Annotated in this window: 15 protein-coding genes; 5 read left to right on the top strand and 10 right to left on the bottom strand. The window is 60.9% G+C overall.

Annotation, left to right across the window (positions count from 1 at the left end; genetic code table 11):
- Nucleotides 1-82: 82 nt before the first annotated feature.
- On the bottom strand, nt 83-2,404 hold the full coding sequence (locus F0M18_RS05680; RefSeq protein ID WP_149610438.1) for a TonB-dependent receptor: 2,322 nt from the start codon (nt 2,402-2,404) through the stop codon (nt 83-85).
- A 196-nt stretch (nt 2,405-2,600) separates the two neighbouring features.
- Nucleotides 2,601-3,272, bottom strand: a complete 672-nt coding sequence (locus F0M18_RS05675; protein ID WP_149610437.1) for a potassium channel family protein — start codon at nt 3,270-3,272, stop codon at nt 2,601-2,603.
- Nucleotides 3,273-3,398: 126 nt separating this feature from the next.
- Between F0M18_RS05675 and F0M18_RS05670 the strand changes: the two genes are divergently transcribed.
- Complete coding sequence (locus tag F0M18_RS05670; protein ID WP_223177911.1) at nt 3,399-5,078, top strand: mechanosensitive ion channel family protein; 1,680 nt, start codon at nt 3,399-3,401, stop codon at nt 5,076-5,078.
- A gap of 16 nt (nt 5,079-5,094) precedes the next feature.
- On the opposite strand, the gene F0M18_RS05665 is transcribed toward F0M18_RS05670, so the two are convergent.
- A complete protein-coding gene (locus tag F0M18_RS05665) occupies nt 5,095-6,219 on the bottom strand; it encodes a DUF481 domain-containing protein (RefSeq protein ID WP_149610436.1) in 1,125 nt (374 codons plus the stop codon).
- A 51-nt stretch (nt 6,220-6,270) separates the two neighbouring features.
- Between F0M18_RS05665 and F0M18_RS05660 the strand changes: the two genes are divergently transcribed.
- Nucleotides 6,271-9,810 (top strand): hybrid sensor histidine kinase/response regulator, encoded by a 3,540-nt coding sequence (locus tag F0M18_RS05660; protein ID WP_149610435.1) that lies wholly within the window; start codon nt 6,271-6,273, stop codon nt 9,808-9,810.
- 114 nt (nt 9,811-9,924) lie between these two features.
- Here the strand turns inward: F0M18_RS05660 and F0M18_RS05655 are convergent, their stop codons facing one another.
- From F0M18_RS05655 to F0M18_RS05645, 3 genes are all read right to left on the bottom strand, one after another.
- Nucleotides 9,925-10,623 (bottom strand): type II secretion system protein GspG, encoded by a 699-nt coding sequence (locus F0M18_RS05655; protein WP_188109605.1) that lies wholly within the window; start codon nt 10,621-10,623, stop codon nt 9,925-9,927.
- A 104-nt stretch (nt 10,624-10,727) separates the two neighbouring features.
- Nucleotides 10,728-11,504, bottom strand: coding sequence for a glucose 1-dehydrogenase (locus F0M18_RS05650; RefSeq protein ID WP_149610433.1), 777 nt, complete (start codon nt 11,502-11,504; stop codon nt 10,728-10,730).
- 61 nt (nt 11,505-11,565) lie between these two features.
- Nucleotides 11,566-12,327, bottom strand: a complete 762-nt coding sequence (locus F0M18_RS05645; protein WP_149610432.1) for an SDR family oxidoreductase — start codon at nt 12,325-12,327, stop codon at nt 11,566-11,568.
- Nucleotides 12,328-12,562: 235 nt separating this feature from the next.
- Between F0M18_RS05645 and F0M18_RS05640 the strand changes: the two genes are divergently transcribed.
- Nucleotides 12,563-13,609 (top strand): AraC family transcriptional regulator, encoded by a 1,047-nt coding sequence (locus F0M18_RS05640; protein ID WP_149610431.1) that lies wholly within the window; start codon nt 12,563-12,565, stop codon nt 13,607-13,609.
- 47 nt (nt 13,610-13,656) lie between these two features.
- A complete protein-coding gene (locus tag F0M18_RS05635) occupies nt 13,657-15,600 on the top strand; it encodes a DUF3604 domain-containing protein (protein ID WP_149610430.1) in 1,944 nt (647 codons plus the stop codon).
- Here the strand turns inward: F0M18_RS05635 and F0M18_RS05630 are convergent.
- Entirely contained in the window at nt 15,570-16,796 is a 1,227-nt protein-coding gene (locus F0M18_RS05630; protein ID WP_149610429.1) for a type III PLP-dependent enzyme, read from the bottom strand. The genes F0M18_RS05635 and F0M18_RS05630 overlap by 31 nt on opposite strands.
- A 128-nt stretch (nt 16,797-16,924) precedes the next feature.
- Between F0M18_RS05630 and F0M18_RS05625 the strand changes: the two genes are divergently transcribed.
- A complete protein-coding gene (locus F0M18_RS05625; protein ID WP_149610428.1) occupies nt 16,925-17,365 on the top strand; it encodes an Lrp/AsnC family transcriptional regulator in 441 nt (146 codons plus the stop codon).
- Between the two features lie 6 nt (nt 17,366-17,371).
- Here F0M18_RS05625 and dinB read toward each other — a convergent pair whose 3' ends face one another.
- The 3 genes from dinB to F0M18_RS05610 form a co-directional block, all read right to left on the bottom strand.
- Nucleotides 17,372-18,463 (bottom strand): DNA polymerase IV, encoded by a 1,092-nt coding sequence (gene dinB / locus F0M18_RS05620; protein ID WP_149610427.1) that lies wholly within the window; start codon nt 18,461-18,463, stop codon nt 17,372-17,374.
- 1 nt (nt 18,464) lies between these two features.
- Entirely contained in the window at nt 18,465-19,121 is a 657-nt protein-coding gene (locus F0M18_RS05615) for a TetR/AcrR family transcriptional regulator (protein WP_149610426.1), read from the bottom strand.
- Between the two features lie 120 nt (nt 19,122-19,241).
- Nucleotides 19,242-20,126 (bottom strand): LysR family transcriptional regulator, encoded by an 885-nt coding sequence (locus F0M18_RS05610; RefSeq protein WP_149610425.1) that lies wholly within the window; start codon nt 20,124-20,126, stop codon nt 19,242-19,244.
- Between the last annotated feature and the right edge of the window lie 95 nt (nt 20,127-20,221).

Below are 20,221 nucleotides of genomic sequence, written 5' to 3'. Positions count from 1 at the left end.
CGAACGCTGGCAGGAAGGCGGCGTCGATTGCCCGCCGCGCGCGAAGGGACGGCGTCAGCCGCCCCTCCGGCCTGGCGATACCCTAGAAGTTGTAGCGTGCGGTGATGCCGTAAGAACGCTCGGCCAGCACATTGGGCTGGGTGTAGGACCCACCGGAGATCGCGATATCGAACTGGTCCGGGCCGCGCTGGTAGATGATTTCGTCTTCATCCAGCAGGTTTTTCGCCCATAGCGACACATCCCAGGTCTGCTCACTGCTGCGCCAGCCGACGTAACCGTTGAGCAGGTGATAGGCCTCAAATTCGTCCAGTACCTCGCCAATGCCGGCGGAAGCGTCAGTGTTGTCCCGTTCGCCCGTGTACTTGTACAGGCCGCGAAGGTAAATTTCAGTGGACTGCAGCGGGAAGTAGTACTCCGTATTGAGGCTCGCAGACCACTCTGGCTCGCCACCGATATTGTCCCCATCCACGTCACAGGTGCCAAACACTTCGCCGGGTTCGCGTTCGTTGCAGGGTGCTTCAGCACCGTCCCAGGTCGCGTTCACGTAAGACAGGGCACCACCCATTATCCAGGTTTCCGTGAGCCGGAGCTGGCCCTCCAACTCGGCACCCCAGACCACAGCATCGCCGTTGTAGATAATGCCGCCGGGCAATTCCGCCTGCACGTTACCCGTATCCGGGTCAGCCAGTTGCAGGCTGCGCACGAAGCCGAGGTAGCCGTCATATTTCTGGTAGTAGAGCGCGCCGTTCAGCGACGCCTGCCCGTCCATTAGCCGGCTCTTGAAGCCCAGTTCAATGGAATCGCTGGTTTCCTCGTCGTGCTTGACGTCATTGGGGAAATCCGGGAACAGGCGCAGGTTCGGGTCCGGGTTGATGGATATACCACTGGGGCGGTAACCGCGGTTGTAGTTGGTGTACAGCGCCGTGTCGTCGGTCCAGTCCCAGCGCAGGGTCAGGGAGCCGGTCACCGCGTTCTCGTCACTGTCGACCTCATCTTCCGGGATGGCCTCGTAGGGGAAACGTGAGCCGGCTCCCGCATCAATGATCGACACGCCTGTGGGGTTGGAGCCCTCGGCAACGTAGGTGAGGCCACCGTAGAACAGGTCAGCGCGGCGCGAATTCTCATAGTCGGTGTAACGCAGGCCAAACTCGAGGGTCAAGTCATCGGTCAGGAACAGGCTGTTGGCAGTAAACACGCTCCACTGCTTGGAGGCCACTGGAATCTCGCCGTTCGAACCCAGGCTGATTACTGCCCCCAGAGCCGCGACCGGTGTATTGGTGAAGAAGGTAGTGTCGGTTTTGCGATCCTGGTAGTAAACACCGAGCATCCAGTCCCAGAAATCATTGTTCAGGGAAGCCAGGCGCACTTCCTGCATCAGGTCCTCGTATTCGGTGACCGAGGTTTGTGTGGAATTCGCCTGCGGGTCCTCGAAGTAGGCGGCGCGGTCGCGCTGTTCGTTATTTTCCTTGTCAGTGGTGTAGTAGGAGGTGATTGACGTGACCTCCAGGTTTTCACCGATGGCCCAGTTCAGCGTGAGGTTGTAAAGATCGAAGGAAAAGTCACCGGGGTTGTCTGTCCTGCCCAGTGCGGTGCGGTCCGCCGGCTTCAGGGAGGGCCTTTCCCCGAGCTTGTCGACCCCGGCAACCGCGGCGGGGCTTTCGTAGTCACGATCAAAATACTGGTAAGCGAAGTCTGCGGACAAGTCGTCGGTGATCTGCCACAGGCCGCTCAAGCGCGCCGAAGTGGCATCGCGGTTCGCATCGGTGCCGGTGACGGCGTTCTCTGCGCCCCCGATATCATCCTCGTCGTAGACTGCCGCGACCCGCAGGCCAAATACGTTTTCCACGATGGGCCCGCCCCAGGCGACCTGGCCGTTGAGCACGTCGGCATCGCCCGCAGTCAGTTGCACATAGCCGCTGGCTTCGGTCAGGTCGGGTTTGCGGGTAATGATGTTGATCGCGCCACCGGGGGAGGTGCGCGCCTGCAGGGTTCCCTGCGGCCCGCGCAGGACCTCTACACGTTCCAGGTCATACAGTTCACTGAAGGCGACATCGGCGGCGATCACCATGTCGTTCCAGTAGGTATCAACGGTAGCCGCCGCGCCCGATTCAGGGTCCACCGAGACACCACGCAGGGCGAGGGTAGAGGTGCGCGCATTTGGCGTGCCCAATGATAATCCAGCGGTCTGGTCTTCCAGGTCACTGAAGGTAAAGGCACTGAAGCGGTCCACGTCTTCACCGGTTACCACGTTCACCGTGGCGGCGATATCCTGCACCGTCGCGGCACGCTTGGTGGCAGTGACAATAACCTCCTCCAACGCGAGCTGCTGCGCTAGCGAGGGCGCGGTCGCAGCTGCCAGGGCAGTGGCGAGTATTGTCTTGCGAAAGGAAACAGTCTGTTGCATCGGGCACCTCACTTGCGGACGAACATCCATGGGGACGTTGGTTCCCATATTGTCCGTTCATTTTTTATGTCTATTGGGTCGGTCATATCGCCGGCCGTACGCGCAACAATATCAGTTGCCTCGAGCCCGGAGTAAAGGCAGGCCGGGCCTCCGGGTCAGGAAAATCTCGCATCGGCCAACTATTCATGCCATGGCTCTAGTCAGGCCCCGACTTTCGCCATAGCCGGTGCGCGCCGACCAGACTGGCGACCACAACCGCCATGTAGAAAGAGCCTATCATCGCCTGCAGATAGGCCAGTGTTCGGCTAATAGGCATGGCAGGGGTGATCTCACCGTAACCGACCGAAGTCATGGTGATGTAACTGAAATACAGCGCATTGGAGAAATTGTCCGCCCAGTAGATGTGCTCCATGCCGTTGATGGCCTGCGGGAACACTTCAAGTACCAGCAGGTACAGTGTGGCCCAGATCAGGCCCAGGAGCATGTAGATTGCCAGTGCGCCGACCACAATGTTGGCGTTGACGTGCCCCGGGAACAGTACCCGTCTCGCCACCATAAAGGCGACACCGACGAAAAATGCCAGGGTCAGGGTCAAGGTGATCGGCGCGGCTCCCGGCCAGTCCGTGGCGCGATGTACGCTGTTTGCCAGCGCGATCAGCAGCAGCGTTACCACGACAAATACACGCCACCGCCTGCCGAAATGCAGGCTCATGTAAGCGACGACCTGGGTGACCAGGATAACGCCCTCAACCACCATCATTCCCCGGCCGTCAGCAACTGAAGCGACGATGGCGCTGGTCAGCAGGAGGAGCAGGAGCGCCAGGGTGAAAAAGATAAAATTGTTCTCCTCGTGGACTCGCCTACCCATGCCCGTTCCCTCTCTTTGCGATGCTGTGATGGCGATAAAGTCTAGCACGGCGTCGCCTCGCCTTTTGGTGCCATCGTTGATGAAATCCCTTAGAATCGTGGCAACTTCCCAGTCCGGATTTTCACTGTGCCCGTTCTTCCCCGCTTGTTTGTTGTGCCGGTTTTCTTCGTCTTGAGCTGCCTTGCCATCCCGGTGCTGGCAAATGAGCCTGAGCCAGGCCGCGAGGCCGCCATACCCGGGATGACCGAGGCAATCGAGAGAGATATACAGGAGTTGGGCCGGCTTGATGCACAGATTGCAGCTGCCGGCGCGCTTGATCGTGAGGCGCTGGTATACCGGCGGGATCAGCGCAACCTGCACCTGGTGAAGGATATGGGCAAGCTGGTATCCGCGGTGACCCAGTTGCCTGAAGATGACCCCGGCAGGGAGTCAGTTGCGGCGAGCCTGGCCGCATACCTGCAGGCGGGAGAGGAAGTCCTGTTGCGGCGCATCGAGGAATTGGAAAAGCGCATAGAGAGCCTGCGGACGGCGTATGCGGAGCAGAGCGGTGCGGCACAGATCGCCACCGAGGCACACCTGCAGAGCCTGCAGTCATCGTGGTTCCGCTACTATGAAGCCCTGATGGACCTGGTGGAGTATCGACAGAAACTTGGGCAGTCGGAGACGGGCCTGCGCGAGCGCCTGCTGCCGCAGCTCTACCAGCAGGCAGAAACACTGGCGGGTCGTATCGATGCCAATGGCGCGGCACTGAAAATACTTCAGCAACGCAAGTCAGACGCCGCGGATAATACCGACCTGAACGCTGCCGTGGACGAACTGCTTCGCGCCCAGTCAATCGATATGGGCAATCTGGAAAGCACGGTCGGCCTGCTGGAACGGCTCGGGGACGACCCGGTCGCGTACCGTGCGGTACTGCTTGAACAGGGCCAGGGCCTGTCGATCGCCACCCTGGAAACCGGGGCACTGGGCAGCCTGCTCGATGACAGCTGGACAGCACTTAAGGAGTCACTGGCGGCAAATGCACCGGATTTCCTGCTGAACCTGCTGCTCTTTGCCGTAATTGTACTGGTATTCCGCGCTCTCGCCAGGTTGGTGAAGCGAGCCGTCAGGTCTGCATGTGAGCGACCGGGGACGGATATATCCACCTTGCTGAAGGAGGTGCTGGTGTCTGTCTGCGGTAGCGTGGTGATGGTGGTAGGTATTCTGATTGGCCTGGCACAGGTCGGGATTTCCCTCGGGCCCATGCTCGCCGGTCTCGGTGTCGCCGGCTTTGTGGTGGGTTTCGCGCTGCAGGATACGCTGTCCAACTTCGCTGCGGGAGGCATGATTCTCGCCTACAGACCTTACGATGTGGACGACTACGTCGAGGTCGCCGGCGCGTCAGGCCTGGTGAAAAAGATGAGCCTGGTCTCGACAACCATTACCACATTCGACAACCAGACACTGGTGGTGCCCAACAGCAAGATATGGGGCGATGTCATCAAGAACGTGACCGCGCAGAAAGTGCGTCGCGTAGACCTGGTGTTTGGTATCGGTTATGGCGACGATATCCCCACCGCTGAGCAGATACTGCAGGACGTGGTGACCGGGCATGACAAGGTGCTGGAGAAACCCGAGACCATGATCAAGGTGCATGAGCTGGCCGATTCCTCGGTCAATTTCGTGGTCAGGCCCTGGGTGAAAACAGAGGACTACTGGGACGTATACTGGGACATCACCCGAGAAGTCAAAATGCGCTTCGACAGGGAAGGGGTTTCCATACCGTTCCCGCAGCGCGATGTGCATGTCTACCGCGAAGACGCCTGACGCCGGTTCAGGATCATCAGTAAGTCCAGCCCACGCCAGTGGTGATCGCGTAGTCAACCGTATTGTCGTTCTCCGCCTGGTTGTCTGTGGTCACCCAGGCGGTGATGTCCCAGTACAGGTCGCTGACCAGTTCCCAGCGGATGCGCAGGTTACCGTCGCTGCGCACGCGGCCGGAATCGGTCAGGCTGGGGTACAGGCTGAAACTGAGGTCGATATCCAGTTCCGGTGTGGTGAATTTCCAGGTTGCAAAAGACGTGGTCAGGATCAGTTCCACGTCCTGGTTGTCTTCCTCGCCAGCGAAACGTTCGCTGATAAGCTGCAGTCCGGCAACGCCATTCAACCGGCTTCTGTGTGTGTCCACGAAGTAACGGCCGATCCCGGCGCCCACGCCAATCCGCCGGTTGAGCCCGAGCTCGTCGTTATCCTCGTAGTTGGCAAAGAGCGCGCGGAAGGCGTCGGCGCGATCACCGCGCCAGGTGGCGCGGCTGACATCGAAGCGCGTGCTCTGGCTGCGTTCCTCGTTGGAGTCCACAATATCGGTGCGCCCGGTCAGGCGATTGCGCGAGTCCTCGTTCTCGTAGCTGATGTCGGTGTTGAGGGAAACCTGGCCGATATTGCTGGCCCGGGTGTAAGAGAAGGTAGTGGATAGATACAGGTCGAGTCGCTCGAGAAAGTCGTCCTCTATCGCCCGGATTTCCACCACCTCCAGCCATTCGATGTCTTGTTTTCCGAACAGGGTGACCAGGTCGATCTGGCCGGGGCGGGCGCTCTCGTCAAACGAGCCGTAGAGCCGCTCGCCGTTGCTCAGCCGCAGTTCATAGTGGTACTCGCTGGTCAAGGAGGCCACTTCCGGCCACTCGATGTTCAGGGTCCCCATGGCATCCGTTTTCACTTTAAGTATACCGCCGTACAGGGTGACGATCTCCCCGGTGATCCTGTCGCCGTTGTACATATTGATGATGTCCGTCTTGCGACTGGCCAGGGCGCCGGGGCTGAGCAGCAACAGTGCCAAGGTCAGGATTTCTATTCGCTTTATAAACAGCACGAAAAGCCTCGCGGGGTGCCTGAATGTGGGTCGAGTACCAATAGTAGTGGAAATGGATGGGGTCACGCCAATCACCCCCGATGCGGCGGTGTCCATGCCCAGCTGCCATGATATGCTGCGCACACCTACATAACAAAATTCATATAGATGCTGACCCCATCGAACCTGCTCAGCCTGGCGCTGCTATATATCTGTATCCTGTTTGCCGTGGCCTGGTATGCAGACCGGCAGGCCACAGAGAAGCAGGGCGTCGTTCGACGCTACTTCGGTTCGCCGGCCTGGCGAGGCACCTTCTACGCGCTCTCACTGGCCGTCTACTGCAGTTCATGGACCTTCTACGGTGCTGTTGGCAGTGCCACCGAATCGGCCTGGAGCCACGCGCCGATATATCTCGGCCCCATTCTGATGTTTGTGTTTGGCTGGCCCATCATCGAGCGCATGCTGACTGTCGGCGCGCGCCACCGCGTGACTTCTATCGCCGATTACATTGGCGCCCGCTACGGTAAACGCCAGTCCCTCGCCGTACTGGTGACCCTGGTTGCGGCAGCGGCCGTGCTTCCCTATATCGCCCTGCAGTTCAAGGCACTGGCACAGGCCTGGGCAATTGTCGGCGGCAGCATCACCATGGAGGAGGTGGAGGCAATGGGTGGCGATACTGCCCTGCTGGTGGCGATCATCCTGGCGGTATTCACCATCCTCTTCGGTGCGCGACGGCTCGATGGCCGCGAGCGTCACCAGGGCATGATGGCGGCCATTGCGGTGGAATCCGTGGTCAAGCTGGTGGCCTTCGCCGCCGTGGCAGTGCTGGCCCTGGGCTACCTCATCGACCTGCCGGATGGCGCGGCGCAGGATCACGGTTCACAGGCGCTGGGCGAGGTGACGATCTCGGCAGACTTTATCGCCCGTACACTGATCAGTGCCCTGGCAGTACTGTGCCTGCCGCGACAGTTTCACGTGATGGTGGTGGAGGCCCAACCCGGCACGGATACGCGCATAGCCCGCTGGATGTTTCCTGCCTACCTGGCCCTGTTCATGTTCATGGTGGTACCCATCAGCCTGGCAGGCGCCAGTGTCTTTGTGGTTGCCGATAACATCAGTCCCGATGTCTACGTGCAGCTGCTGCCCGTTTCACTGGATGCCTCCTGGGTGACCGTCGCCGCATTTATCGGTGGGATTTCCGCGGCGACGGGTATGGTTATCGTGGCCACGGTGAGCCTGGCCATCATGATCACCAACGAGGTCGTTGCGCCTATTGTGCTGCGCGCCAGCGCACAGTCGCCTGCAGCGGTGCTCAAGCTGGGCGATAGCTTGCGGCGGATCCGACAGATAACCATTGCCGTGATACTGTTTTGCGCGTGGCTGGTCACGCAGTTGATCATGGATATCCCCTGGCTGGCGCAGATTGGCTTTATTTCCTTCCTCGCCGCCGCGCAATTGGCGCCGGCGTTGCTGGCCGGTCTGTACTGGCGTCGTGCACATGGTGTAGGTGTGATTGCAGGCCTGGTTGTCGGCCTGGCGCTGTGGTTCTATTGCGCCGTTCTCCCTGCGGTGTTGCCGGCTGGCGCCTCCTTACTCACCGAGGGCCTTTTCGGCTTTGATTGGTTGCGTCCGACGCAGCTGCTGGGCATCAGTGGCGAGTCACGCCTGAGTTATGCCACCATCTGGAGCCTGTGCGGCAACGTCATGGCCCTGGTGTCCCTGTCGCTGTTATTGCGGCCGTCCCGTGCTGATGAGCGGCAGGCGCGCCTCTTCATCGAGGAAGCGAGCAATACCCCCAGCGATGAGGACCGGGATTTTGAATTGAGCCTGATCCGCATCAGCCAGCTACAGGCCCTGTTGCCGCCGTTTATGGAAGCGGAGGAGTTCGATGCCACCTGGCGGCGTTTCGAGGAAACCTACCAGCAGCGCCTGCTCCCCGGCGACCGCGCGCCCGTGTTTGTTGTCAACCAGGTGGAGTCGGCGCTGGCGAGAATAATTGGTGCCACCTCGGCACACCAGGCCATGGAACAACTGGAGCGCAGCCAGCAGCTGGAGTTCAGCGATCTTGCCGGCATGGTGACAGACGCAAGTCGTCTGCACACCTTCAATCGCGAGCTGTTGCAGACCACCGTCGAGAGCCTGTTACAGGGCGTCTCTGTGGTCGACAAGGAACTGCGCCTGGTGGCGTGGAACAAGCAGTACGAGTCCCTGTTCCACTATCCGGAGCGCTTTCTCTATGTCGGTTGTCCCATTGAACGCGTTTACCGCTTCAATGCAGAGCGCGGCATCCTCGGCAGCGGCGATCGCCCGGTTGAGGAAGAGGTGCAACGACGGCTGCAGTGGCTGCGGGAAGGCAGTCCCCATCGCCTTGAGCGAGTGATGCCGGACGGCAAGGTGGTCGACATTCGCGGTAATCCCTTACCTCACGGTGGCTTTGTCACCACCTACATCGACATTACCGACTATCGCGAAGTGCTGGCACAGTTGGAAGAGACCAAGCTGGAGCTCGAACAGAAAGTAGCCAGCGACACACAAACCCTGAGCGAGACCAATGCCAGGCTGCGGCAGGAGAACCGCCTGCGTGCCCAGGTCGAATCGAGCCTGAGGGATGCGCACCAGAGTAAAACCCGGTTCATGTCCGCGACCAGCCACGATCTGCTGCAACCGATCAACGCGGCGCGACTGTTCACCGCCGCGCTGAAACCAAAGCTGGGCGAGGGCGTCGATGCCGACACACGGCGTATTGTCGACCAGATCGATAGTTCGCTGCACCGTGCCGAGCAACTGATCGCCGAACTGCGGGAGATATCGCGCCTCGATTCCGGTCGGCAGCTGCCAAGGCGCAGCCACTTCCCATTGGCGGATGTGTTTGAGGCCCTGCATCGCGAGTTCCAGCCAATGAGCACCCTGAAGAACCTGTCCCTGATCATGCAGAACAGTTCTTTGTGGCTGTATTCAGACCAGTCCCTGGTCACACGCATCCTGCAGAATTTCCTTTCAAATGCGATCAAGTACACTGCCGAGGGCCGGGTGCTGCTGGGGGTGCGACGGCGAGCCGACGGTGCGGAAATCCAGGTGTGGGATACCGGCCCCGGTATCGCCGAGGCGGACCAGGTCAAAGTGTTCCAGGAATTTGAGCGCCTGCAGAACCAGGTCACCAAGGGTGAGGAGGGTCTCGGCCTCGGCCTGGCTATCGTTTCCCGTTACGCTGAATTGCTTGGCCATCCCATCAAGTTGCGCTCTGTCCAGGGACGCGGCACGCTGTTTTCAATCACTGTGACCTACGGCCAGCGGCAGGCGCAGGGCAGGGGCGAGCAGGCCGTCAGCACCGCCCGTGACCTGGAGGGCCTGCGCATTCTCTGTCTGGACAACGATCCCCTGATTCTCGACGGTATGCAGCAGTTGCTGATGACCATGGGTGCAGAGGCTGAAGGGGTATCCAGCCGCGCCCAGTTGCTGCAGCGCCTGGGCAATGGCACGCGCCCTGATATCGTGCTCGCAGACTATCATCTCGACGAGGGTGACACGGGCGTGAACGCGGTTGTTGAAGCCCGGAAGCTGAGCGGCAGCGAGATTCCCTGCGTGATTATCAGCGCCGACGACAGTGACGTGATCAAGGATCGGGCCAAGGCAGTGGGCTTCCGTTTCCTGGCCAAGCCGGTCAACGCGGCGCGTTTGCGGGCGCTGGTCCTCGCGCTGACCCGTTAGCCTGAACCTTCCGGCAGCGAACCCGAATAAACCGCAGCTATTGCCGGGCAGGCCGGGTTGGATTGCCGCGCGGAAAACAGGTTGCCAGAGCCGCTGGCGTAATGTCCGCTCGGATCAATCGACGCCGAGCAGCTGTGCAATATGTTGCAGGTAGGGCAGGTACTCCGTGCTGACGTCAGCCTCGTCGCCGCCGCCACCCGGTTGTGCGGAGCGCCCGAGTGTACTGAGGGTAAAACGGCCCTTGGTGCGGCCCCACTGCATTTCGGTATAGCGATAGGGATGGCCGAAGGGATCGGCTGGTACGGATTTCAGGTAACCCCCTTCCCGGTACCGTGGCAGTGGGCGTCCGCCCTCGGGCTTGCTGACCAGTGCTGCCAGCCCCTGCGCTGCAGTGGGGTATACATGATTGTCTGTGTAGTAGGTTTCCAGCGCGGCTGTAAGCAAGGTCATGTCCCGGGTGATCTGCGCCAGGGCGTCATTGTCAGCGGTGAATGGTCCGATTCCGGACATCTCGAGCAGGCTGTTGCTGTGATCCGTGCTGCAATAGAACTTGAGGTCCCTCGCCGACGGGGCCTTGTCCACGGTGCCACGGAGATAGAGAAAGGGCTGGTGCTCAACGCGTGGCTCGCTGTAAGAGGTATAGGCGCTGAAACTGCCGCAGACAACGTCACCCGGGAAGGCCTCCAGTTCGTGAAATTCAAGGTCGGTGTGGATTACCAGGCTGTCTGTGACGGCCTCCCTGGCGCGATCCACATCGGACGAACATCCGGCCAGCAGCATTGCGGCAAGGAGGTAACATAGGTGGCGGTTCAAGCGGGGTGGCTCCATTGCATGGTAAACAGGGCGCAAGTATGCCCCCATTGACCGCGGCGCACAATTAGCGCGCGGACGCCGTTGCGATCAGCGCTGTCACCCGGTTAGTGGCAGGTAAAGCCACCGTCAATCACCAGTTCGGAGCCGGTCATGTAGCGTGATTCATCACTGGCGAGGAACAGGCAGCCATTGGCGATATCTTCGGGAGAGCCCATAGCACCCAGTGGTATCTCGTGGATGATGCGCTGGTGGGCCTCCTCGCGGACGCCATCGGGAAGTGCGGCGATGCCTTGCTCCACCATGGCGGTGAGTATGAACCCCGGATGCACCGAGTTGACCCGCACCGGGTAGCCCTGCGCGGCGCAGTGCAGGGCGGCCGATTTGGTGAAAATACGCACGCCCCCCTTGCTGTAATTGTACGCGGGGGCGCTGGGCTCGCCGACAATGCCCTCGATGGAAGAGATGTTGATGATCGATCCGCCGCTCGCCTGCATCACCTTGATGGCAGCGCGGGTGCCCAGGAAAACACTTTCCCCATTGACTGCCTGGGTGGTGCGCCAGTCAGCCAGCGATGTTTCCTCCACGTTGTCGGTGAGCGCTATGCCGGCATTGTTGACCAGTATGTGCAGGGCACCGCAGCGGTCGAGGATCTCTGCCGTGACCTCATCCCAGCGCGCCTCGTCGGTGACGTCCTGTGCGAGGGCATGCCCCTGGCCGCCGGAACTTGCGATCGCTTCCACGACTGCGCTCGCGGCGTCGAAGTTGATGTCGCTGACAAACACGATCGCGCCTTCCTCTGCGAAGCGTTTGGCGGTGGCTTCACCGATGCCGGCGCCACCACCGGTGACCAGGGCAACTTTACTTTCCAGGCGTGCGGACATTTTGATCTCCTTCTTGCGGATGTTGTGCTTGCTGTCGTTATGGGTGCTGGCGTCGACCCGGTCATGCACCCGTGAGGTAGCGGGTAAGCAGGTGGCGCAGGGGATTAGGCAGCAACCGATCCACAAGGTACCAGCATCGCGTCGCCAGGCCCATGGGATAGGATGTGCCGCTGCCCTCGGCGGCGTGTTGTATCCATGCGGCCACATCGCTGGCATTCAGATCCATGCCTAGTTTTTGCGGAATCTCGTCCGCAACAGCCTGGCCCATGGCCGTGTTGATCACGGGAGGTTTTACGCAGGTCACACGGATATCGTAATCACGCCACTCCAGGTCCAGTGCTTCGGTGAGTCCGTCGATGTAGAACTTGCTGGCGCTGTACACGGCGAGGTGGGGTATGCCGTGAATACTGGAAGCGGAACACAGGTTGACGACCGTTGCCCCCGGTGTCTCGCGTAGCAGCGGGAACGCGGCGTGCAAGGTGTTGGTAGCTCCGCGCACATTGACATCGGCGATGGCATCGTGGGCCGCGCTGTCGATGGCTTCAAAACGCCCGGCACTGAGCACGCCCGCGTTGTTGACCAGTAAGTGCAATTTACCGCCGGAGTGGTCGGCGAGCTGGCGATACATCGCCTGCAGCGAGGCATAGTCGGTGACATCACAATGTCCGCCGCAGGCGTGTTCAAATTCGCCCGAGTCCAGCAGGTTTTGCACGGCGTCGCCGTTGATGTCATACAGGCCTACGAACCATCCCTGGCTGGCATAGTGTCTCGCGGTGGCCAGGCCGATGCCCTGTGCAGCGCCGGTGATCAATACGGTTTTCATGGCAACTCCTTGCCGTGCTGACGGTTTATATTTGTTTCGGGTCGGGAGCGTTGTTGTCCACCAGACTGTTGCGGCTGGTGTAGCCACGGGAACAGTACATCCTGGTTTACGCAAAGCCCACTGATTGTAGCGCGTATTGGGTTCCCGGGCGTGTGTCACCGGGCCACAAATTTGTGATATTCGGCCAGTGTGCTACATTGCTTGCAAGTCGCCCCTTAGTTATTAGAAGAATAATATGACCAAGTCTGCGCAGCATTTTCCCTTGCGCCACCCGGCCAGGGCACTGCTCCCTCCGCTGGAGGTACTGGAGCAGATGGGTTATGCGCAACAGCAGTGCCTGCGCGGAACCGGTGTGACGGCGTCACAGTTGTCTGACCCGGGTGCGCTGATCACCCTGCAGCAGGAGCTGCGCTTTTACCGCAATGTGCTCGAAGTATCCGATGACCCCCTCATCGGCTTGCGCCTGGGGGAACCTTTTGTGCCCCAGCGCTATGGCCTGTTCGGGTACGCGCTGCTCAGTGCAGAGACGTTTCGCCATGCCCTCGCAGTGGCCGAGCACTTCGGGCGCCTGACCTTCAGCCTGTTCAGTTTCTATTTCGGTGTGGAGGGGCGCAGCGCCTGGTTTGCGCTGCGCGACCCGCCAGTCATGGAGCCGGAGCTGATCAATCTCTACCTGGATCGGGACCTGGCTGCGGCGCGGGTGGACTTTACCGAGATACTGGGCAAACAGTTCGCGATCGCCTGCCTGCACCTGCCCCATGACGGCAGGGGTTGCGTGGACCGGTATCGCCAGTATTTCGCTTGCGACCTTGAACTCAACCGGCCCGACGCCCGCTTTCACTTCAGCTCGGAAATACTTGACCAGCCCCTGCCGCAGAGCGACCCGGACTCATCGCGACACCTGCAGCAGCAGTGTCATATGCTGATTGCCAAGCTGACCTCACAGGGCAGTTTCGTAGACCAGGTCCGCATGCTGATACTGGCGCGCCCGGGCTACTTTCCGGATGTCGATTATGTTGCAGAAAAAATGGAACTGTCGACGCGAACCCTGCGCCGCAGACTGAAAAACGAGGGCACCAGCTTTCGCGATCTGCTGGAGGAGATACGTTATGGGCTCGCCCGGGAGTACCTCACTGATACTGACCTGCCGATGGAGGAGATTTCTTCGCTGCTGGGGTATACGGAGTCCGGCAATTTCAGCCACGCCTTTCGTCGCTGGGCGGGGCTCGCGCCCTCGGCCTGGCGGCAGCAGGCTGCGCAGGCGAGGAGGGTGAGTCCCTGACGCGCCCCAGATCGATACCCCTTTAACCGGCTGTTGGAGCCTGCTAAATGATGAAAGTCCCACTGATGTTTTGCCTGGCTATATTGGCCACGACTGTCGCCCATGCCGACAATGCATCCGATTACACTGAACAGCGCCAGCCTTGTGCCAATTTCGATTCCCAGCGCCAGGTGTTTTTCGGTGACCTGCATGTACATACACGTTATTCACTTGATGCCAGCACCCAGGGCACGAGGACCACGCCGGCACAGGCATACGCGTTTGCGCAGGGGGCGAAGATCGGCATCCAGCCCTGGGACGAGGAGGGCAATGCTGCGCGCAGCCTGCAACTGCGGCGCCCGCTGGACTTCGCCATGGTTTCAGATCACGCCGAATTGATCGGCGAGGTGCAGATGTGTAATACGCCGGAAACAGACGGCTATAACAGCTGGCAATGCCTGCTTTACCGATATATTCCCCGCGGCGCCTATTATCTCTTCAATTACATGGCGACCATGCGCGCCTCGCACCTGGGCATGTGTGGTGAAGCGGGAGAGAAGTGCCGTCTCGCCGCGCTGCAGCCCTGGGGGGAAATGCAGGATGCGGCAGAGCAAGCCTATGACCGCAGTGACACCTGCGCATTCACGTCTTTTGTCGGCTACGAATGGACCGGCATGCAGAGTTCCAGCGGTGGCAACTTGCACCGCAACGTGGTCTTTCGCAATGCCGACGTGCCGCGCCTGCCCGCCGGCTATATCCAGACACCGGGCGCGAATTTGCTGTGGCAGGCGCTGGAGCGGGACTGCCTGCAGGGCGAAGGTCGTTGCGATGCGCTGGTGATCCCGCACAATTCCAACCTCAGTGCCGGTTACATGTTCTCCGGAGAACTGGATGGTGGTGGTGTGATGACGCCCGAGTACGCGGCGAACCGCCGGCGCTTTGAGCCACTGGTGGAGATCATGCAGCACAAGGGGGCTTCTGAGTGCTTCTATGCCGCGGTTGCCGGCAGCGACGAGCTCTGTGCTTTCGAGCAGTTACCCAAAGACAATATAGCCGGATACGACTCTCCTCCCGGGCGCGGTACCGGCTTCGTTCGCCAGGTGCTTGCTGACGGGCTGGCGCTGGAACGTGATCTGGGTGTGAATCCCTACCAGTTCGGGGTGATCGCCAGTACCGATACCCACCTCGGCGCACCCGGTGCGGTGGCTGAAGATGGCTTCCCCGGGCACGGTGGTGCCGGCGTGCCCGCCCGTGACGAAATTCCGCCGGGGCTGCCGGACAAGCTCGAGTACAACCCAGGCGGGCTGGCTGCGGTATGGGCCGAGGAAAACAGCCGCGATGCGCTGTTCGCGGCCATGCGTCGTCGGGAAACGTACGCCACCAGCGGGCCGCGTATCGTTACCCGGTTCTTTGGCGGCTGGGATTACCCGCAGGATCTCTGTGCACAGCCCGAGGCGACACGCCTGGCCTATGAACGTGGCGTGCCCATGGGTGGTGTGCTGACGCCGCGGCCGGAGCGTGCGGCACCGGTTTTCATGGTGGCAGCCAGCCAGGATTCGGGCACCGCGGCGTCACCGGGTATACCGCTGCAGCGCGTGCAGGTGATCAAGGGCTGGGTGGATGAGCGCGGCGAGACCCACCAGCGCGTTATTGACGTGGCAGGAGATGCCGACAACGGCGCTTCAGTTGATTTAAAGACCTGCGCTACCCGTGGCGAGGGTCACGCGCAATTGTGCCAGGTTTGGCGTGACGACAACTTTGATCCCGGGCAGGCGGCGTTTTATTACACCCGGGTACTGGAAAACCCCAGTTGCCGATGGAGCCAGCGCCAGTGCGTGGCCGCGGGAGTAGATTGTGCGGACCCGGCAACCATCACCGAAGGCTATAGCGGTTGCTGCGCAGAAACCCATCGACCGGTGGTTCAGGAGCGCGCCTGGTCTTCGCCTATCTGGTATACGCCGGACAATGGCAGTGGGCAGGCTCAGGCCGATGCCAGCGCCCCGGAAGGCTGATCAGCCCGTTGCCCTGTGAAATCCGTGCCTGCTGCCACATTGACGTAGGTGTTGGAGTGGAATCCATTGAAGCGTGTTGATGTCGCCGATCCGTAGGCACCCAGCAGGCCAAATTCCAGGTAGTCTCCTGCACGCAGTCCCTCCGGCAGTCCTGTCTCGCGCGAGAGTCGGTCGACAGGGTCGCAGGTGGGCCCGAAAATCCGGTACTGCCTTGAAGGCCCGGCAAGCAGTTTGCCGTCGCGCCAGGCACGCACCGGCAGTTGCAGATCGACCAGGCTCTGTTCCTGCATGCCACCATAGACGCCGTCATTGATGAACAGGTTCACGCCGCAGTCACGCACATGGATAACCCGCGTGAGCAGGGACACGGACGAACCCACCATGGCGCGACCGGGTTCACAGATCAGTGGCGTGTTGCTGTGCAGGTATTTGCTGGCGGCGTCGCCAATGTGCGAGAAATACGTGGCCAGGTCCGGCAGCGTCTGCCCCGGGTAGTATTCAGGGAAACCGCCCCCCACATTGATAAAATCCACCTGCACCCCGGCCCGCGTGACGATGCGCGCCGCGGCGCGGATATAGCGCGCATACATTGCCGGCTCTGTGCATTGCGATCCGGGGTGAAAGGTCAGGGCAGCGCGCGCGCCGAGTTGCTTGATGGCGCGCAGAAGTGCCACGGCGGCCTCTTCATCGGCACCGAACTTGCTCCCGAAGTCGTAAGCTGCTGCCGTGTGGGGCAGTTTAAAACGCACTGCATAAGTCACCGTGGGGTCAGCGCCGGTGCAGCGCCGGATCTTGTCGACCTCCTGCAATTCGTCGACAGCAAACGACCGGACACCGTGGCGCAGGTAGGCCTCGGCGACGGCTTCTTCCGCCTTGATTGGATTGTTGAAATGCACAGTGGCGTGCGGCGCGGTTGCAGTCACGCAACGTACTTCCTCCAGCGAGGCAACATCAAAGTGCCGCAGTCCGCTTGCTGCCAGCGTGGCCAGCACCCGTTGCTCAGGGTTGGCTTTCACAGCGTAGCTGACCTGTCCGGGAAAGCCGTCGAGGAACGCGGCTGCCCGACCTTGTAATGTTGCCGGGCAGTAAAGATACAGTGGGTCTGTCGGTTTCAGTTCGCCGGTGATCTGCGCGCAGTCGCGATAGGAACCGGCAGTCTCCGGTCGCTGGAATACCCTTGCATTGCTACCTGTCATGGCACCACCTCGGTGTTGTTATAGGGCAATTCTGGCCGAGACGCGTGTTCAGCGAACAGTTGCAAAAACTGGTTAATTTGATGCTTATGTGGTCAAATTGACCAGTGAGTGAGTCATAGTGAGACATCATGGACCTGATCCGTAATGACCGGCGACTGCTACAGGCGCTGCAACGCAATGCCCGGCAAACCATATCCGAGCTGGCCCGGGAACTTGGCCTGTCGCGCACTACCGTGCAAAAACGCCTGGGTCACCTCGAAACCAGCGGTGTGATTGCCGGTTACCAGGTCAAGCTGGGCAGCAGCTACCAGTCGGCGACCTTCCAGGCCTATGTCAACCTGGTGGTCGATCCGCACTACAGCACGCCCATTGTCGCCGCCCTGCAGCGTATGCCCGAGGTAGAAGCGCTCTATACGGTCAGCGGCAAAATTGACCTGGTTGCTATCATGCGGGTCGGATCGCCGGCCGAACTGGACGCCAGCCTGGACCGTATCGGAGCGCTTGAGGGCGTACGTGATACGGATTCTGCGATTGTCCTGTCTACCAAGTTCGACCGCCGGCAGGGCTGACAGCGTTCAGTCCGCGTCTTCGCCAAACAGCGCCAGCTGCTCGTGGTCATCGGCGCGTCGCGGCGCCAGGCGCAACCCGGCACCGAGCAGTCGCACCGGTTTGCGCCCTCGCTCCCAGGCTTGTCGCAGCAGGGCGTGGTAGGCACCGGTGTTGAGCCAGTGGTCGCCGTTCTCGGGAATCAGTTCCTCAACGGTGGTGCGGGAGAAGTCGTTAAAACGTACCTTGACCAGGCGCTTGCTGGGCCGGTACTGCTCTTCGATCCGGTGAAAGCGGGTCTCCAGTTCATCCAGTAGCGCCGCCAGCGCCGCATCCATCGCCTGCGGCGAATCGATGTCCTCGCGGTAAGTATTCTCAACCGAGATCGACTTGCGGATACGGCTGGTTTTTACCTCCCGGTTGTCGATTCCCTGCGCCAGTTGCGCCAGCCTGGAACCATACTTGCCGAAGTGCCGCAGCAACAGGGTCAACGGGACCTGCTGCAGTTCGCCACAGGTGCGGGCCCCCAGCTTTGCCAGTCGGGACGCGGTGACGGCGCCCACGCCGTTGATACGCGAGACCGGCAGGTCACGCACGAAGTCCGCCACATCCTGCGGCGCGATGGTGAAGCACCCGTCGGGCTTGTCCCAGTCACTGCCGACCTTGGCCAGAAACTTGTTGGGCGCGACACCGGCAGAAACGGTGAGCTGGAGTTCTTCCCTGATCTGTCTGCGGATGGCCTCGGCAATGCGTGTGGCGCTGCCCTGGCAGTCCGTGCAGTCGCTCACGTCCAGGTAGGCCTCGTCCAGGCTGAGCGGTTCGATGCGGTCGGTATAGCGCCTGAACACGTCGTGGAACTGGCGGGACACCTGTCGGTACAGCTCAAAGCGCGGCTTCACGATCACTAGCTGTGGGCAGCGGCGCAACGCCACCCGGCTGGACATGGCCGAGTGCACACCGAAGGCGCGCGCCTCGTAGTTGCAGGTGGCGATCACGCCACGTCCCTCTGCACTGCCTCCGACTGCGAGGGGCCTGTTGCGCAACGAGGGATCTTCCCGCATCTCTACCGAGGCGTAGAATGAGTCGGCGTCGACGTGAATGATCTTGCGGGTATTCGCCATGCTAGTCGCGCGCGGGGGCGGCCATCAGTGCGCTGATACAGGCGATGACCTGTTGCAGTAATGCCGAACGCTCGCGCCTTCCGGCAGCGCTGTTCCCGGGCGCGGCCCTGCAGCTGTCGGCAATGCCGTGAAAGGTAATGCTGATCACCAGGAACAGTCGCCTGCGCGCCTCGGCGGGTTCGAGATGCGCCATGGCGCCACCCATTAGTCGCTCCAGCTCGGGGATATCACGGAAAGTCAGCCTGGATCGTGACTGCGGATTGGTCCGGTTACTGTTGGTCGCCGCCAGTTGGGACAGTATCTGCACGTAGTAGACACCCTCCGGGTGCGCGTCCAGGTATTGTTGCAGCGGTATTACCAGGACCCGCGCGGCCGCCTCTGCAGGTGTCAGTGCAGACAGGTTGGTAGCACTGGTGTAGGCCCGGCGTAGCTCGCCGACGGCATCGGCGTGGGTGTCCAGGATTGCCTGGACCAGGCCTTCCTTGCCGCCGAAATGGTACTGCAGGGCGTTGCGGTTTCTCTGGCCGGCTGCCGCGGTCAGCTGGTTCACGGAGACGCCGTCGATGCTGCGCGTTGCAAACAGTTTTTGCGCAGTGGCAATGAAGCGGCGCCGGGTTTCTGCCGACCTCTGGGCATGCCTGTTCGCCGCGGCTGTCATCAGTTGTCGGGTCCTGGATAAAACCCCGATTCTAATACGAATGCATTACGCCGTGTTAGCCCCGCTCGTTCGCGCTGCCGCAGGCCGGACGGGGCAGGGGGCATGGCCAGTAGTCTTGCCCTAGGCGTCCAGGGAGCGGCAGTTGTCCATCCAGAACTGTACCGATTCCAGTGGGTAGCGCTTGCGCGGCAGGGCAAAGTAGAAGGTGCGGCGCATGTCCCGTCGCGGCAGGGCCAGTGGCACCAGGTCTCCGTTGTCGAAGTTACGCTGCAGCACAATGCGCGACAGGCAGCCTATACCGAGGCCGGATTCCACCGCATTCTTGATCGCTTCGTTGTGGTGAAACTCCATGTACACGTTGAGATCGGGCAGCAGGCCGGCCATGGCCTTGTCGAAGGTCTGGCGCGCGCCCGAATCCGGTTCCCGCAGTATCCAGGCAGCCTCCTTGATGTCGCGCGTAGACAGGCTGCGCTGCTGGGCCAGGGGATGGTGCGCGGCGCAAAACACCACCAGTTCGTCCTGTCGCCAGGGGATGAGTTGCAACTCACGGTGCTGCACTTCACCCTCGATCATGCCGATATCGACCTGGTAATCCAGCACTTTGGCGACGATCTCGGGGGTGTTGGCGATTTCCAGCCCGACGTCCGCCTGCGGGTATTGCGACAGGTAACCCGCCAGGTAGCGGGTAGCGAGGTGATTGCCAATGGTAAAGCTGGCGCCCACCTTTATGTGGCCCAGCTCTTTATGCGACTTCAGGACCTCTTCAAAACTGAGCGCGTGATCAAGCAGTGATTGCGCCTCCTTGCGCACGGTCTGGCCCACCGCGTTCAGTGCCAGCTTGTTGCGGGCCCGGTCGAAGAGGGCGATCTCGTAGGCGTGTTCAAGCGACTGCAAGGCCTCGCTGGCCGCGGACTGTGACATGTGCAGGTTTTTTGCCGCCCCGGAGATGCTTTGCAGGCGCGCCACTTCGATGAAAATCTGTAATTGTCGCAAGGTGTATTTCATTGCTGGCCCGGTTTGGTATGACTATCGGAAAATCCGATGGCGCTTTCCATAATATCCTGTTTTACATATGGCTCCAATGGCCGTACCCTGCGCTT

The sequence above is a fragment of the Pseudohalioglobus sediminis genome (genome assembly GCF_008370495.1).
Lineage (GTDB): Bacteria > Pseudomonadota > Gammaproteobacteria > Pseudomonadales > Halieaceae > Halioglobus.
The sequence above is the reverse complement of the archived record's forward strand: the minus strand, read 5'-3'. Positions and strand labels throughout refer to the sequence as shown.

Coding starts and splice junctions, on each gene's coding strand:
- F0M18_RS05680 (WP_149610438.1), bottom strand. CDS start 2,404: ATGCAACAGACTGTTTCCTTTCGCAAGACAATACTCGCCACTGCCCTG.
- F0M18_RS05675 (WP_149610437.1), bottom strand. CDS start 3,272: ATGGGTAGGCGAGTCCACGAGGAGAACAATTTTATCTTTTTCACCCTG.
- F0M18_RS05665 (WP_149610436.1), bottom strand. CDS start 6,219: ATGGACACCGCCGCATCGGGGGTGATTGGCGTGACCCCATCCATTTCC.
- F0M18_RS05660 (WP_149610435.1), top strand. CDS start 6,271: ATGCTGACCCCATCGAACCTGCTCAGCCTGGCGCTGCTATATATCTGT.
- F0M18_RS05650 (WP_149610433.1), bottom strand. CDS start 11,504: ATGTCCGCACGCCTGGAAAGTAAAGTTGCCCTGGTCACCGGTGGTGGC.
- F0M18_RS05645 (WP_149610432.1), bottom strand. CDS start 12,327: ATGAAAACCGTATTGATCACCGGCGCTGCACAGGGCATCGGCCTGGCC.
- F0M18_RS05640 (WP_149610431.1), top strand. CDS start 12,563: ATGACCAAGTCTGCGCAGCATTTTCCCTTGCGCCACCCGGCCAGGGCA.
- F0M18_RS05635 (WP_149610430.1), top strand. CDS start 13,657: ATGATGAAAGTCCCACTGATGTTTTGCCTGGCTATATTGGCCACGACT.
- F0M18_RS05630 (WP_149610429.1), bottom strand. CDS start 16,796: ATGACAGGTAGCAATGCAAGGGTATTCCAGCGACCGGAGACTGCCGGT.
- F0M18_RS05625 (WP_149610428.1), top strand. CDS start 16,925: ATGGACCTGATCCGTAATGACCGGCGACTGCTACAGGCGCTGCAACGC.
- dinB (WP_149610427.1), bottom strand. CDS start 18,463: ATGGCGAATACCCGCAAGATCATTCACGTCGACGCCGACTCATTCTAC.
- F0M18_RS05615 (WP_149610426.1), bottom strand. CDS start 19,121: ATGACAGCCGCGGCGAACAGGCATGCCCAGAGGTCGGCAGAAACCCGG.
- F0M18_RS05610 (WP_149610425.1), bottom strand. CDS start 20,126: ATGAAATACACCTTGCGACAATTACAGATTTTCATCGAAGTGGCGCGC.